This is a genomic window from Bacteroides sp. LFL-34 (assembly GCF_027257075.1).
Taxonomy (GTDB): domain Bacteria; phylum Bacteroidota; class Bacteroidia; order Bacteroidales; family Bacteroidaceae; genus Bacteroides; species Bacteroides ovatus.
This window is the reverse complement of record NZ_JAPQKZ010000030.1, coordinates 77153-92229: the sequence shown is the minus strand read 5'-3', so window position 1 is coordinate 92229 and position 15077 is coordinate 77153. Positions and strand designations below refer to the sequence as shown.

The window sequence follows — 15077 nt, the reverse complement described above, 5'->3', positions numbered from 1 at the left end:
GAGTACTTTAAGATGCATATAGTTTGGATAATTTATTTGCTATTTCTAATATGCCGATATCCCTTTATCCATCGGCCTTTCAATGAGCTTTACTAGCACGGAATTTGATTAAGAACCAAATCTTTTTCAGGAGAAATAAAAGTAAGTTCATAATGGTGCTGCATTGAATTATTTTTTGGCGGAGTTATTCTAACACTTAATAGTTCAAAAGCAGATATTTCTCTGACCCAAAGATAGAACTAATGATGAATTAAAAGTTGCAATTATGGTTTTCTTCCCACAACAAACGGGAAAAGTCAGAAGAATCATGTACATTTGTAATCCGAAAACTAAAAGAACATCGCAATGAAAATATTTCCAAGCAGCAGTATCAAGAAATTGGACGCTTATACCATTGAGAACGAACCTATTGCATCAATCGATCTGATGGAACGTGCAGCAACCGTATTAACAAAAGCCATCACAGACAGATGGAATACGGAAACGCCGGTCACTATCTTTGCCGGACCGGGGAATAATGGCGGAGACGCTCTCGCCGTAGCCCGCATGATGGCTGAAAAAGGATATAAAATCGAGGTATTTCTCTTCAACACGAAAGGAGAACTTTCACCCGACTGCCAAACCAATAAAGAACTGGTAGAAATGATGGAAGAAGTAAAATTCCACGAAATCAGTACCCAATTCGTACCTCCCGTCCTGACGCCCGACCATCTGGTAATCGACGGATTATTCGGTTCAGGCCTGAACAAACCGTTAAGCGGCGGATTCGCTGCCGTAGTGAAATACATCAATTCCTCCCCTGCTATGGTAGTAGCCATCGACATTCCTTCCGGACTGATGGGAGAAGAAAACACATTCAACGTAAAAGCTAATATTATCCGTGCCGACGTAACTTTCAGTCTGCAACTGCCGAAGCTCGCCTTTCTTTTCGCAGAGAACACGGAATTTGTCGGAGAATGGGAAGTGCTGGACATCCAATTAAGCGAAGACGGTATTGAAGAGATGGAAACGAACTACGAAATGTTGGAAATAGAGCAAATCCGTTCACTCATCAAGCCACGCAAACAGTTTGCCCACAAGGGGAACTTCGGCCATGCACTATTGATTGCCGGTTCAAAAGGAATGGCAGGAGCCTCTGTTCTCGCTGCCCGCGCCTGCCTCCGTTCGGGAGTAGGGTTGCTGACTGTCCATGCGCCAATGTGCAACAACGACATCTTGCAGACCTCCATACCCGAAGCAATCGTAGAAACCGACATCAACGAAACCTGTTTTGCCGTACCTACCGACACGGACGACTATCAAGCAGTCGGCATCGGCCCAGGGCTGGGACGAAACGAGGAAACGGAAGCTGCTTTATTGGAGCAACTGGAACATTGCCATACTCCTGTTGTGGTGGATGCCGACGCACTTAATATCCTCGCCAACCACCGTCATGCACTTACCCACCTGCCGAAGGGTTCCATCCTCACCCCGCATCCGAAAGAACTGGAACGTCTGACCGGCAAATGCCAGGACTCTTACGAACGTCTGATGAAGGCTTGCGAATTGGCTCGTGCCGCCCATGTTCACATTATTTTAAAAGGAGCCTACTCCGCCATTATCACCCCAGAAGGTAAATGTTTCTTCAACCCAACCGGAAATCCGGGAATGGCAACCGGAGGTAGCGGTGACGTACTGACCGGAGTAATCCTGGCACTGCTTGCCCAAGGTTACTCAACCGAAGAAGCCGCTAAAATCGGCACTTACATTCACGGATTGGCGGGCGATGTCGCTCAAAAGAAGCAAGGAATGATCGGAATGATCGCAAGCGATATTATCACCTGTCTGCCGACAGCATGGCAACTTGTAAGCGAATAAAAGTTAAGAACTTACCCTTTTTTCAATAACTTCATTAACTTTGTTTTCAAAACCAGTTAAAAAAGAACCGAATATGAAAAAGTTGATTATAGCAGCAGGACTACTAATGACAACGTCCGCCTATGCACAAACCGAAGTACTGACAGGGGTTACCCGAGGAAAAGACTATGGAGTGGTTTACAGTCTTCCCAAAACCCAAATAGAACTTGAAATAAAAGCCAACAAAGTCAACTATACTCCGGGAGAATTCAGCAAATATGCTGATCGTTACCTGCGACTGACCAACGTCTCCGCCGACCCTGAAGAGTACTGGGAACTGGCTAGCGTAAAAGTGAAATCCGTAGGTGTGCCCAACAGCGAAACTACGTATTTCGTAAAATTGAAGGATAAGACAGTAGCACCGCTCATGGAACTGACAGAGGATGGCATTGTGAAAACGATCAATGTTCCTTACAGCAATAGCAGTGTAGGCAAAAAAGCTGCTCCCGCCCCCGCAGTCCTCCAAAAGAAAGCGAATCCTCGTGAATTCCTGACCGAGGAGATTCTGATGGCCAGCTCTACCGCCAAGATGGCCGAGCTGGTGGCTAAAGAGATCTATAACATCCGCGAAAGCAAAAATGCCTTATTGCGCGGACAGGCTGACAATATGCCTTCAGACGGAGCACAGCTTAAAATTATGCTCGACAATCTGAATGCACAGGAAGAAGCCATGACGCAAATGTTCTCCGGCACCTGCAACAAAGAAGAGAGAACATTCACTGTCCGCCTTACCCCTGACAAGGAATTCAACAATGAAGTTGCTTTCCGCTTCTCGAAGAAGTTAGGTGTAGTTGCCAACAATGATTTGGCAGGAACTCCGTTTTATATCAGTCTGAAAGACCTGAAATCGGTCAAGATGCCACAGGAAGATGGTAAGAAGAAGAAAGATTTGGATGGAATCGCCTACAACGTCCCCGGACAAGCTATGGTTACACTGACCGACGGTAAAAAGAAACTTTACGAAGGTGAGCTTCCTATTACTCAATTTGGTGTGATAGAATATCTGGCTCCGGTTTTGTTCAACAAGAATTCTACCATCAAAGTTTATTTTGATCCGAATACGGGAGGATTGCTCAAAGTGGACAGAGAAGAAGGGAAATAGAAAAACGAGGAAGTAAACTTCTAAAAAACAAAGAATATGGTTGGTGAAGGACATGCATTCGACATGATACGCCGAATAAAAGAGGGACGGGAAGCTTCCCGCCTACGTCGTGAACGTGCTAACGATAAGTTGAAGCATCTAAACCGTGCAAACGAACCTTATCCACTACCCAACACCACCCCCGAAGAAATGGAACGTATCATCCACGACTCGGAGAAAAAGAAAGAGAAAGACAGCAATTATTTTGTTTGGGGAACGCTTATTATCATGGGGGTCCTGATAGCAATTGCCGTCATACTTTGGGCTGTATTTATCAAATAAATAATAATAAGTTCCTATTTATACGACTGGTATCACCAGTTTTATAAATCCATCTTTCTGCATTTGAGAAAGATAAGCCGATACACGCGACTCGTAGCCCTCTTCATATTGAAAGTGGTCTGCGAGTTTTTCTATAATCTCACGAACATTGCGTTTTCCATCTATCAGTTCCCATACAGCCGTACCGTGTTCTTCCAATTTCACATGAAGTTCTTTCGACATTCCTTTCGGCACAAGGAAGCGTTGCATCCACGGATATTTAAAACGGGGAAAGGAGAGCACAATTGTCTCCCCTTCCCTTTCTGCTGTAATATGTTCACTGCGACAGGGAATGACCTCTAACAGGTTGATTTTCTCTTTGGCAGCCATACTTCTTATTTTTTATTTCAGAGTATTCATACTGATACTCTTCTGTTTACACCTTGATACAAAATTCCTTTGTCACTTTAGGTATTGAATTTCCCAGTTACTTTTGGATATTCGCCTCTTCCAGACCGTATCCCTTCTTCTTGTTCTCTGCCTTTAACATCAAAGCCACAATCAGAGCAAGCACACCAAAGAGAGCAAAAATAGCCATCGGCAACGTGTAGTCATAAGTCTGTGCACCGTCTACTACCGGACCTTTGCAATAAGTATTCAACACCCATCCGATCAACAAAGGAACACCCATCAATCCCCAGTTCTGTACCCAGAAAATCAATGCGTATGCGGTACCCAACTGTTTTTCCGGAATAATCTTCGGAACAGACGGCCACATAGCTGAAGGCACCAACGAGAAGGCAAATCCCAATATAATCATGATGATAGTAGCAAACCACCATATATTCAGTATAGGCAGAGCGAACATCGTATGCACAAAAATAAGCATCACTGATCCGATTATCATCAACGTAGCTCCCTTACCGATACGGTCATAAAGCGAGCCGAACAACGGAGTCAGGATAATCGCACCAATCGGCAACAATCCGGGAATCGTTCCCGCCAACTTCGGATCTACATTATACTTCTGCACCATCAAGTCGGCAGCATACTTGATAAAGGGGAATACAGCCGAGTAGAACAATACACATAGTAATGCAATCAACCAGAATCCCTTATTCGTAATGATATACACAATATCTTTCATACGGAACGGTTCTTCCGGTTCCAATCCCTCTGCATCCAAAGAAGCATCCAACTTCTTATCATAGAAAGTATAAAGGAAGAAAGCAATCGTACCCACGCACAACATAATCAGACAAAACAAAATCGGAGCAGGAATATTGGTATGGAATGTGCCACTCTCATCCGTAGATCCGAAGAAGTCGGCCAAAGGAACCGTGAGCACCATTGCCAGAGTTGTTCCGATACGTGCCGTAGCCATTTCAAGTCCCATAGCCAATGCCATTTCCTTACCCTTGAACCATTTTACGATAATTTTGGAAACTGTGATACCGGCAATTTCCACACCTACACCGAAGATAGCATACCCCAATGCGGCCAGGGTTACCTGTGTTTTGAATCCAAAGAGCATGGCACCTTCCGGAAAAGTAGTAGAAATCGCATAGTATTTCAATCCACAACCAAACACCATCAATAAGCAAGCCCCCATTCCGGTGAAACGAACTCCCATCTTATCCAAAATGATACCACCGAAAATCAGCATCAACAGGAATACATTAAACCACCCGTAAGCGCTTGTGAAGAAACCATAATCAAGACTGTCCCATAGTAGTTCTTTCTCAAGCATGGGTTTTAGAGGAGACATTACGTCGGTGAGGAAATAGCCGCATAGCATAGTAAATGCGACCAATGCTAGAACACTCCATCGGAGTACGGCGGAGTCATTCAATTTCTGTTTCAAATGTTCTGTCATTGTTATATTTAAAAAAGTAGTTAATAATCTTCATACGACCAACAAAGGTAGTTAAATCTCGTTTGTTTCTATCAAAAAGAGATTGTTTTTACAAGAAAAAGTTAAGTGCGGATTACACTGACCACGCGGAAGATTGAAAATCCGTGTAATCTGCGTAATCCGCACTTAAATATCAAAGAAATGCAGCATCCGTCTGCACCTTCCCATTAATGGTTTTACCCCAAAGTCTTACCTGACAACGGAGTGAATTACTCTGCTGCAGGAGCAGGAGTTTCAGTAGCCGGTGCCGGAGTTTCTGTAGCAGGTGCATTGGTAGCAGGAGCTTCAGTTTGCGGCGCAGCCGTACCTGCGGGTAAGTTATACGGGTTAGTCTGTTGTTCTTTCTGTGCCTGTTCCAACACTGCGTCTTTAGCAACAGCAGAGCGAGGAACTACATAAGCAGTAGCAATGCTCATTACCACCATGAAGATAGCTAAGCCCCATGTTGCTTTTTCCAGAAAATCTGTAGTCTTGCGCACGCCCATGATGGCGTTAGATGAAGAGAAACCAGAAGCAAGTCCGCCTCCTTTTGAGTTCTGAATCAGCACGATGAAACACATCAACAAGGCTGCAATAACCATTAAGATAACGAATAATAAGTACATTTTTAGTTATTTTGAATTAGCGTTAATAATCAATTTCTCCAAAAATCTGATTTGGTCTGCAAAGTAAGCATTTTTTTTTGGATATTTCAAGCTTAATTTTTTAATTATTTCAAGAGCTTTTGAATATCGTTGCTGTTTAACATAGATTTTTGCCAAAGTTTCCGTAAAACAGCTGTCATCTTCCTCTTCTTCCTTCATTGTTTCTTCTTCGGTAAGTTCGTCCGAAGAGGTTGGCGAAGATGGCATTTCTTCTCTTAAAGGTTTCTTGCAGAGGGGAGAGTCGCTCTCGCTCTTTTCTATAAAGTCGTCAATCAGTTCGTAGCCTTTGAGTTTGGGCGTTTCTTCGGCCGACTGTTCCGTGGCCGGAGTCTCCTCCAAAAGATAAGAGGTGTAATCCATCGAATAGTCGAAGCTGGTGCGGGCAGTCACCTCTTCGGGTACTGTAGACAAGAAAGCGTCGATCAATGCTAATGTGCGGTCTACGGACGGTTCGTCTTTCAGCACCTCCGTGAGAGGTACTCCCTTTTTCCGTGCCTGCACATCATAGCGGTCACCTTCAATCAACCGGAACAACTGCCGTCTGTCTGCAATGTAAAGAACTGCTTTCCGCAGTTCTCCACCGAAACTAATATCATGGAGAATATACAGATTCTTCAGATACAGCAGACGAAGTGACTGAAAATACGGATACCTCGCAAGAAGATTGCGCAGTTCGTACAAAGTATCCCTATTCAGCGTCTCGGGATGCTGAATCCATTGTTGAAAGTTAACAGAAGTCATTTATATTACCAGTTTGCTACAGTTGCATTAAAAATTTGGTCGGTGATCTCTTTAGACATTTCAGCAATCAATCCGTCCTGTACGGCAGTCAGCAACTGGCTAGAGTCGTAGGTACGGAACGCAGAAAACTGTTGTTCAAAGTCTTCGGCATGATTGGTGTTGTTGACAAAACGTACATTGACGGTAATAGTCAACTTCGTCTCCGAAGAGTAACCGTCGGCAGATACTGCCTGGTTGTACTGATTGTATCCTGTGATTTCTCCGTCAATCTGCAAGTCCGCATTCTGATTCGGCTTGAGCAGTTGCAGACGGGTCTGCCGGATGAAGATATCTTTCAGGTCCTCATTGAATTTGGTTGCTAACGGAGCATATACATACTCCGACTTGATCGGGAAGTCGGCTATCGAAATGGTCTTTACCTTATCATAATTGATAGACGATCCGTTAAACTTATAGGAAACAGTGCACGCAATGACTACCAACGGCAAGCCGAACAGTAACAAAGGGCGTATTATTTTCTTAATCCAATTCATATTCTTTTATTTTTCTATAAAGTGTACGCTCGGAAATATTCAAGTCCTTGGCCGCACTCTTCCGCTTTCCATGATGCCTCTCAAGTGCCTTGCGTATCATTTCTTTCTCCACTTCGTCCAGTGACAAAGGGGATTCTTCTACATATTCTTCCGTGTCTTGTATGTCATCATCATCCTTGCAAACCGTAGGCTGCATGGTGTGAATGATAGCAGGTACCGAAGGTTGATGCGCCGTCACTACCGGAGTAGTAACCACCGTTCCCATTTGTCCTACCTGCCCCACCTGTCCGGCACGTTCCGCCATCAGGTTGTGCACCATCTTCTTCAGCTCCGCCACTTCCTGGCGCATATCGAACAGAACAGAATAAAGAATCTCCCGTTCGCTCTCAAAGCCTTTACTCTCACGCGTTCCCATCAACGCGGGAAGACGTTGCGTATTTTGTGCAGGAAGATAATTCTGCAAGATAGCAGCAGAGATCTCCCTATTGGTTTCAATGATAGATATTTGCTCGGTGATGTTCTTCAACTGACGCACGTTTCCGGGCCACGGGTAAGCCAACAACTCTTTCTTCGCATCCTCCGTCAACTGAATAGCGGGCATCCGGTATTTCTCTGCAAAGTCTGCGGAAAACTTACGAAACAACAAAAGTACATCGTCACCACGTTCACGCAAAGGCGGTATCTGGATAGGCACCGTATTCAACCGGTAATATAAATCTTCACGGAAACGTCCTTCTGCAATCGCTTGTGTAAGATTGACGTTGGTAGCCGCCACCACACGCACATCCGTTTTTTGTACTTTGGACGAACCTACTTTCATAAACTCGCCACTCTCCAGTACACGGAGCAAACGTGCCTGGGTAGACATCGGCAACTCCCCTACTTCATCAAGAAAAATAGTACCACCGTCAGCTTCGCCAAAGTACCCTTTCCGTTCGCCAATCGCACCGGTAAACGCACCTTTCTCATGTCCGAACAGTTCGGAATCAATCGTACCTTCCGGAATAGCGCCACAGTTGACAGCAATATACTGTCCGTGCTTCCTCCGGCTATATTGATGAATAATCTGCGGAAAACTTTCTTTTCCGACTCCACTTTCTCCGGTAATCAGCACAGACAAATCGGTAGGAGCTACCTGAATGGCAACATCTATGGCGCGCGACAATGCTTCAGTATTTCCAATAATACCGAAACGCTGTTTCACTTGTTGTATCTCTGCTTTCGTCATCACTCGTTTTTAATCTTCGTCTACTGTATCCAGCTTCAGTTTATCACTATCGTCACGTTTCTCGTAATACTGTTTACGCAACGGATTGGCACGAGCCACTTTTTCCCGCTGACGATTACGGAACACGTCGATGGCAACATAGATTGCCTGACGGAAAGAATCTTCACAAGCCACTCCCTTGCCTGCAATATCGTATGCCGTTCCATGAGCCGGAGAAGTACGTACTATCGGCAGGCCTGCCGTATAGTTCACCCCGTCTTCCATAGCCAAGGCCTTAAACGGAGCCAGCCCTTGATCGTGATACATCGCCAGAATACCGTCAAAATGAGTATAATTGCCCGAACCCATAAAGCCGTCGGCCGCATAAGGACCGTAGCAAAGGATTCCTTTCTCTTCCATTTCTTTCATGGCAGGGATAATCACTTCCTGCTCTTCCATTCCCAACAAACCACCGTCTCCGGCATGAGGATTGAGAGAGAGCACCGCAATACGCGGAGCGCCGATACCGAAATCCTGTTTCAGACAACGATGGAATATCATCAGTTTCTCCTGAATCAGTTCTTTGGTAATCGTAGTCGCGATCTCTCTGACAGGGATATGTGTCGTCACCAAAGCCACCCGGAAGTCATTCTTCATCAAAATCATCAATGACTTATCACCATTACCCAGACGTTCTTCGATATATTCCGTATGTCCGGGGAAGGAGAACTCTTCCGACTGAATCGTATGTTTGTTGATCGGAGCTGTTACGATAACGTCTATCAACCCTTCGCGATATTCTTCGATGGCACGTTCCAAAGCCCCCAGCGCAGCTTTACCGGCTTCGGGGTCGGGTTTGGAAAATTCCACTTTCACCTCATCATCCGTACAGTTCACCACGCTCAAACGGTTGTACCCCGCTTCGGTAGCAGAGTTGACAATGCTGAAATTGGCCTGTATATCCAGCGCTTTGCGATGATAAGCCGCTACTTTCGGTGAGCCATAAATGATCGGAGTACATAGTTCCAACATCGTAGGGTCGGAAAATGTCTTAAGAATCACCTCATAGCCCACCCCGTTAATATCTCCTTGGGTGATACCTATCCTTATCTTGTTATCTTCCATGTTTTTATTTATTAGTTTGTTCCGCTTCCTTAGATGCTTCTCCCAATGGAATCTGCTTCTGCTGAACTTCATTCGGAAGTTTCAGTGTATACAGAGATGCTTCCATCTGGCGTACCAGGTTGCGTTTCATTTTATCAGGTGAATAAACAAATATTTCTGCTGTAATAATTCGTTGGTTTTTCTCGTCCAGACGAGTATGAGATACATACGGACCACCCATAAAGTCGCCCTTCATACGCCACAGGCCACGTGCTTCCATTGTGTAGCTGTTCTGTACATTGATCGGACGGACATCGGTCAGCAAACTATCGGTCGACATATAAACGCCCTCCTTGAATCCGGGGATATTGGCTTTCATCACGGAGTCACGTTTGTGCACAAAATATTCTTTGGTAAACGTATCCTTGTCAGTGTACGGATAAGAGTACATCACAAAGTTACGGTCGGCAGTACCTGTGTTGGTAGAAGCCCAGAAGAAATCATCCCCGGTCTTTGAATTAGCCAGTTCGGCATCCACCCAGATGTCGCATCCGAACAAACTGTCCACTTTCTGCGAAATGAAATTACTGTGTTTCCCTTCCAGGAACGTAATCTGACGGTTCATCTCCGCACGGGTAAAGAAGTCGACAATCGTCTTTTTGTTCTCTTCCACAAACTTCTCGAACTCTTCTTCGTTCGGAGCCTGGATAGTCAATATCATCTGCGGATTGGCATACACGTCCTTCGCATATTTGAACGAGGCTTTCGTATATATATCCTGTATATCTACAATAATAATGTTACGTATCAACTTCAGCGTAGAATCATAATCTTTCGGCGAAGTATACATAATCCGGAAAGAAGGTTCCGACTGCGGCAAACCGGGCATATCAGCATCGAGCGCATCATGTAAAGCCCTTCCGGCAGCACGATCCCAAACACCGTGATCTACTACAACCAAAAGCTCGTAAGCACGACCACTAGAGGTGTGATTTCCTTTCAGACCACAAGATGCAACGACAAAGGCTACCAAAGCGATGCATAAAATAAAAGAGTACTTTTTCATGATGTTCGGTTTTATATATTAACTTTCATTATTTTTCTCCTGTTTCGCTGTCGACAGCATACCGCAAGCGGCAAAAATATCTTCGCCCCTGGATGAACGGATAGTGGTGAAAAGTCCGTGTGACGTCAGATAATCACGAAAACGGGTCATCGTATCCATGTCCGCTCCCTCGAGGTCTACCCCCGGTATGGCATGAAAACGAATCAGATTCACCCTGCAATCCAGCCCGCGAAGAAGTTTCAGCAACTCTTTGGCATAGACCTGCGAATCATTGAGCCCTTTAAAAACAATATATTCAAACGAAAGTCGACGTTGTTTACTAAAATCATAGTTTTTTAACAGTTCCACCATTTCGGTGATTGAAAACGCCTTTTCCGCCGGCATTAATTCAGCACGCTGAACGGTCAGCGGAGAGTGAAGGCTGATGGCAAGGTGGCAGTCATTTTCTTCGATAAAACGCTGCAATCCTTTCCGTAGCCCGACAGTAGAAAGCGTGATACGCTTCGGACTCCATGCGTAACCGTAGGTAGCGGTCAGTAGTTCCAATGCCTTCAATACCTCATCCAGGTTATCGAGCGGCTCGCCCATTCCCATCATTACGACATTAGTCAGTTTGTCCCGTTCCGGCAGCGAATGAATCTGGTTTATGATCTGGCTGGCGGTCAGGTTAGCTGTATACCCCTGTTTGCCGGTCATACAGAACTTACAGTTCATTTTGCAGCCCACTTGTGACGACACGCACAACGTTGCCCGGTCATCATCCGGTATATAAACCGACTCTACAAAATGGTTCTCACCCACTTTATAAAGATACTTCACCGTACCATCTACAGAGCGCATTTCATCTACCGGAGCTTCCGCTCCCACCTCATAGTTCTGCTTGAGCAACTCCCGGTGTTTCAATGACAAATTAGTCATATCATCAATCGAGGCTACCTTCTTTTCGTAAAGCCAGGATGCAATCTGCTTGGCAGCAAAGCCGGGCATACCCAGTCTTTTTGTCAATGATTGAAGCTCTACAAGAGTCATTCCTAAAAGGGGATATTTAGACATTCTTCTTTCTGTTGATAGTTTATATCTGCAAATGTAAGGAAATAAAGTCGATTTCCGTATAGCAGGAATGTAAAAGTTAACAAAAAAGGGAAGTATGCCTCCGTTATGATTCAACCACGCTGATATATTGAAGTAGCTTTTGCGCCATTTCAGAATCCTCGCCATTCTTTTTCACTTCATAACCGTACGCCTCACGGAAACAAGCCAGCGCCTCTTCCCGTTCATTACAAAAGCTGTGCAAAACCCCTAAGTTCTGACAAGCCAGAATCGTATCTTCTTCCTCCCATCCCAGATATTTCTTTCGCAGTTCAAGCTCTCTGAAGAAAGCCTCTTTCGCCATTGGATAATTCTCCAACTTCACATAAGCCTGTGCTTTGTAATAATATACCAGACAGGAAGCATTAGGGTCAGCATCATCGTGAAAATCCAAAGACGTTGCAATACGAATCACGTTATCATAGTCTTTATTCATGTAATACTGCTGCATAATATCACATCTCAATGCCTCGTAGCGGACAGTCAGTTCCGCCAGACGCGGTTTTTCGCTGAAATACATTTCATGCAGAAGAGACTCACGGAAGAATAAAGTAGACGCCTGCTCATCGCCACGTTCATTCATCATCCGTTTGAATTCCCTGCATAGATAATACAACTGTTTATGACAAGCGACGATCTGTCTTTTGCTGTCTATCTGTATAGCAATGTCCAACGCCTGATTCATCAGCATCCATGCTTCATCGTATCGTTTGATATAATAAAGACATTTACCCTGCATACGCAAACATTTAGCCACTCCACCAGACAGTCTGCCATTCAACGACTCGTGCATTTCAGCTACTTTCCGGAATTTCTCGGCAGCCCTCTCTTCCTCATCCTTATAGTAATCACAATAAGCCAGATATTCGGAAAGTTCAATGACTTCTGCCTGACTCTTCTCATCAGCAGAAGCCGCATGATAATCAAGCGCCCTATTCAAATAGGTCACTGCTTCATTGTATTGCTCATTGTAGTAATATGCCAGAGCTAGATTTCGGCAGGTGTTGGCAATCTCCAGTTCCGGAGTCGGTACTATGTTTTCCTGCATCACCAATGCTTTCAGGAAACAGTCGCATGCCGTTTCGTACTCTTCATTACGGGCATACCGGCATCCCTCATTCATCTTCAATACCGACTTGGCAATGAGTGGCATGGCAGCACCTTCCATACTCTTCTCACTCACAGCAGCTGCCGCCTTCGTCAGATGGAAAGAACTGCTCAAGAAAGTAGCCATATCATTAGCAATGACAGGAATTAAAAAAGAATCGATCTCATCAAAGTCCAATTCAGCATAGACTTCAGGCGTAACTTCAGGATTGTCGTTCATGATCGCCTTCCAGCTATCTTCCAACAGAGAACGATTCGTGCGATACAGAATCTCGAAAATCTCCACATCACAAATCCAATCCTTCAATATATCCCATTCTTGCATCTTATAGCATTGATAGGTAATCTCCACTTTATAGCGATACGAATCATGGTAGCAGAACTGTTTCATGCGATAGTTATAATCGGCAAAAGTCAACGGATGGGAAAGGATCTCTTCCTCATCCAGCAGAGCGGAAATAATTTCATGGCGACTATCATCTATACATTCGTCATCTTGAGCGAAATAGCGTTCGATCGCCTCTACCATTTGTGTATCACCAATGCAATATCGTCCTCCTTTGTTGGTGAGCCAGCTGCTCATTTCCACTCTCAACTGCGACCAAAGTATCTGATTAATGTCTGCCATGCTCTTCACTTCATCTTCGGTAAATCCTTCTAAAGTAAGTGAAAGCATCAGAAGCGTTCTTCCAATCTCTTCGGAACCATAATCAGCCGACAAACGCCGTAGCACACTGTCATAGAATTGCCCAACCTCATTGAGCCGGCAATATCCACGCATATATTCATTGAGAGCATCGTACTGACCGAACGAAACCAGCTCGTTGAGCAATACACTTAAACAGCGCGGTTGTTCAGCCAGCACCCACGAAGCAAGAATATCTTCCTGCTGTGCAGACAAAGCCTTGGAGTAAGTAGACAAATATTGCTTTGAGAACGACTTGGCATCCGCCTGTGAAAAGCCATTCAACTGGAAATGAGCGTAGCCATTCTGAACAAAGGGCAGGTAAGCAGTGGATGACGCCGAAAAGCTCAACACGACTTTCACATTCGGGGGAATAGATGCAAATAAAGAAAACAGGGATGCTTCAGTCGGATTCAGATAACTGATGTCATCAATCAGCAAAATGATAGGATATCTTGATGCACCCAACGCACTCCACAACTGACTGAACTTTTGGATAGAATTCAAATCTTCTTCAATCTCCTTGAGGTTTCGAAGTGTGTTCCCTGAAAAAGTGTTCAAGCCAGCATCTCCCATCAAAACCGAGTTTTTCACGGCGTCCATGATGGATTTGGCAGTGCTTTGGGTCGAGTCCAGTTCTTTTGAAACTTCCGCCGCGAACAAATTTTCTTCACCCAAAGATTGATGCTTGAGTGCGTTCTGGCATTTGGAAGCTAACATTCTCGCCAACGTTTCCGGATAAGAAGACAATGTAGTACTATCCAAGCGATGATAGATGGGAATCATCGGCATATCATTGTTCACCAAATCGCTCCAATGAGCCAACAAAGCGCTCTTGCCAAGACCGCAACCGCCCGTTACCACCAGGCACCGTTGTTCATCCGCCGCCAAAAAATCAGCAAACGCCTGATCTGCTTCAGGTATTGGGTGATAGTTGAATAAGAGTTCATTGCGCGTCAGTTGTTCTTGCAATGCTTGATTATCTTCAACGGTCAGTACATCCGGAAACTCCCGTTCAAGCAATTCCGTAAAAGCAGCTTCCACAAGGTTACACAACTGATCGGGCGAATCATACTCTTGCACAGGATAACGTTCCTGCTGCAAAATACTCTCTTTCAGACGTTTCAGTTTAAGAGACTCCTCTTCAGAGCAAGACAGTTCATCATCTGCCGACTGTTTTATATAAAAATAGGCATGTAACGGATTGGGATTGCGCAGTACACCAAACTGCATTTCAATTTCCGTCACACTCAAATGATGATTCAAGTCATCTTCTATCCAACGATATTCCAGGCTGTCATTGAGAGTTTGAGATAAATCTTCATAACTGGGACACCATCCATAACGGTCGCCTACCATACCTATGAAGAAAGGCCGGGAGTTAACGATCTCTTTCAGGCATATTTCAACAACCTTGCCGCTTTTTGCATCTTCTTCTGTGATTCCCCAACGCAAATCAACCAATGAAATGGTGGCACCACGGCTGGCAGCCTTCACTTGCAAACCCTTAAAGAGTTTGACTAATGCAGAACGTTCCATCTCCATGTCTCTGAACGTTGACGAAAGGAATACACGGATAACACGTGAATTTTCAGCGGGAACTGAATACTGGGCTAGTTGTTTAGTCATAATATAGATTCGTATTAGTTAATGAAGTATTTTGCAAAGCCAATTGATAAAGATTGGCA

At 44.7% G+C, this 15077-nt stretch carries 13 protein-coding genes; 3 read left to right on the top strand and 10 right to left on the bottom strand.

The window, feature by feature from the left end; genetic code table 11:
- Positions 1 to 345 precede the first annotated feature (345 nt).
- From N5O98_RS17535 to N5O98_RS17525, 3 genes are all read left to right on the top strand, one after another.
- Positions 346 to 1857 carry a bifunctional ADP-dependent NAD(P)H-hydrate dehydratase/NAD(P)H-hydrate epimerase gene (locus tag N5O98_RS17535; protein ID WP_004309794.1) on the top strand — a complete coding sequence of 504 codons (1512 nt, stop codon included), beginning with the start codon at positions 346 to 348 and terminating at the stop codon, positions 1855 to 1857.
- 73 nt (positions 1858 to 1930) lie between these two features.
- Complete coding sequence (locus tag N5O98_RS17530) at positions 1931 to 2998, top strand: DUF4831 family protein (protein ID WP_004309795.1); 1068 nt, start codon at positions 1931 to 1933, stop codon at positions 2996 to 2998.
- Positions 2999 to 3034: 36 nt separating this feature from the next.
- A complete protein-coding gene (locus tag N5O98_RS17525; RefSeq protein WP_004301893.1) occupies positions 3035 to 3319 on the top strand; it encodes a hypothetical protein in 285 nt (94 codons plus the stop codon).
- Between the two features lie 18 nt (positions 3320 to 3337).
- Here N5O98_RS17525 and N5O98_RS17520 read toward each other — a convergent pair whose 3' ends face one another.
- From N5O98_RS17520 to N5O98_RS17475, 10 genes are all read right to left on the bottom strand, one after another.
- Positions 3338 to 3688 (bottom strand): PqqD family protein, encoded by a 351-nt coding sequence (locus N5O98_RS17520; protein WP_004309796.1) that lies wholly within the window; start codon positions 3686 to 3688, stop codon positions 3338 to 3340.
- Between the two features lie 97 nt (positions 3689 to 3785).
- On the bottom strand, positions 3786 to 5174 hold the full coding sequence (locus N5O98_RS17515; protein WP_004309797.1) for an MFS transporter: 1389 nt from the start codon (positions 5172 to 5174) through the stop codon (positions 3786 to 3788).
- A gap of 248 nt (positions 5175 to 5422) precedes the next feature.
- Positions 5423 to 5818 (bottom strand): preprotein translocase subunit SecG, encoded by a 396-nt coding sequence (secG, locus tag N5O98_RS17510; RefSeq protein WP_004301890.1) that lies wholly within the window; start codon positions 5816 to 5818, stop codon positions 5423 to 5425.
- Positions 5819 to 5824: 6 nt separating this feature from the next.
- Positions 5825 to 6598 (bottom strand): hypothetical protein, encoded by a 774-nt coding sequence (locus tag N5O98_RS17505; protein WP_022199303.1) that lies wholly within the window; start codon positions 6596 to 6598, stop codon positions 5825 to 5827.
- A 5-nt stretch (positions 6599 to 6603) separates the two neighbouring features.
- Entirely contained in the window at positions 6604 to 7131 is a 528-nt protein-coding gene (gene lptE, locus N5O98_RS17500; protein WP_004309799.1) for an LPS assembly lipoprotein LptE, read from the bottom strand.
- Positions 7118 to 8359: a sigma-54 interaction domain-containing protein gene (locus N5O98_RS17495; protein WP_004309800.1), complete on the bottom strand. Its 1242-nt coding sequence runs from the start codon at positions 8357 to 8359 to the stop codon at positions 7118 to 7120. The genes lptE and N5O98_RS17495 overlap by 14 nt, the downstream gene beginning before the upstream one ends.
- 9 nt (positions 8360 to 8368) lie before the next feature.
- Positions 8369 to 9463, bottom strand: a complete 1095-nt coding sequence (gene pdxA / locus N5O98_RS17490) for a 4-hydroxythreonine-4-phosphate dehydrogenase PdxA (protein WP_004309801.1) — start codon at positions 9461 to 9463, stop codon at positions 8369 to 8371.
- 4 nt (positions 9464 to 9467) lie between these two features.
- Positions 9468 to 10508: a DUF4837 family protein gene (locus tag N5O98_RS17485; protein ID WP_004309802.1), complete on the bottom strand. Its 1041-nt coding sequence runs from the start codon at positions 10506 to 10508 to the stop codon at positions 9468 to 9470.
- An 18-nt stretch (positions 10509 to 10526) separates the two neighbouring features.
- Positions 10527 to 11561 carry a 23S rRNA (adenine(2503)-C(2))-methyltransferase RlmN gene (gene rlmN / locus N5O98_RS17480; RefSeq protein ID WP_004309803.1) on the bottom strand — a complete coding sequence of 345 codons (1035 nt, stop codon included), beginning with the start codon at positions 11559 to 11561 and terminating at the stop codon, positions 10527 to 10529.
- Between the two features lie 103 nt (positions 11562 to 11664).
- Positions 11665 to 15018: a DUF4062 domain-containing protein gene (locus N5O98_RS17475; RefSeq protein WP_022199302.1), complete on the bottom strand. Its 3354-nt coding sequence runs from the start codon at positions 15016 to 15018 to the stop codon at positions 11665 to 11667.
- Positions 15019 to 15077: the final 59 nt, after the last annotated feature.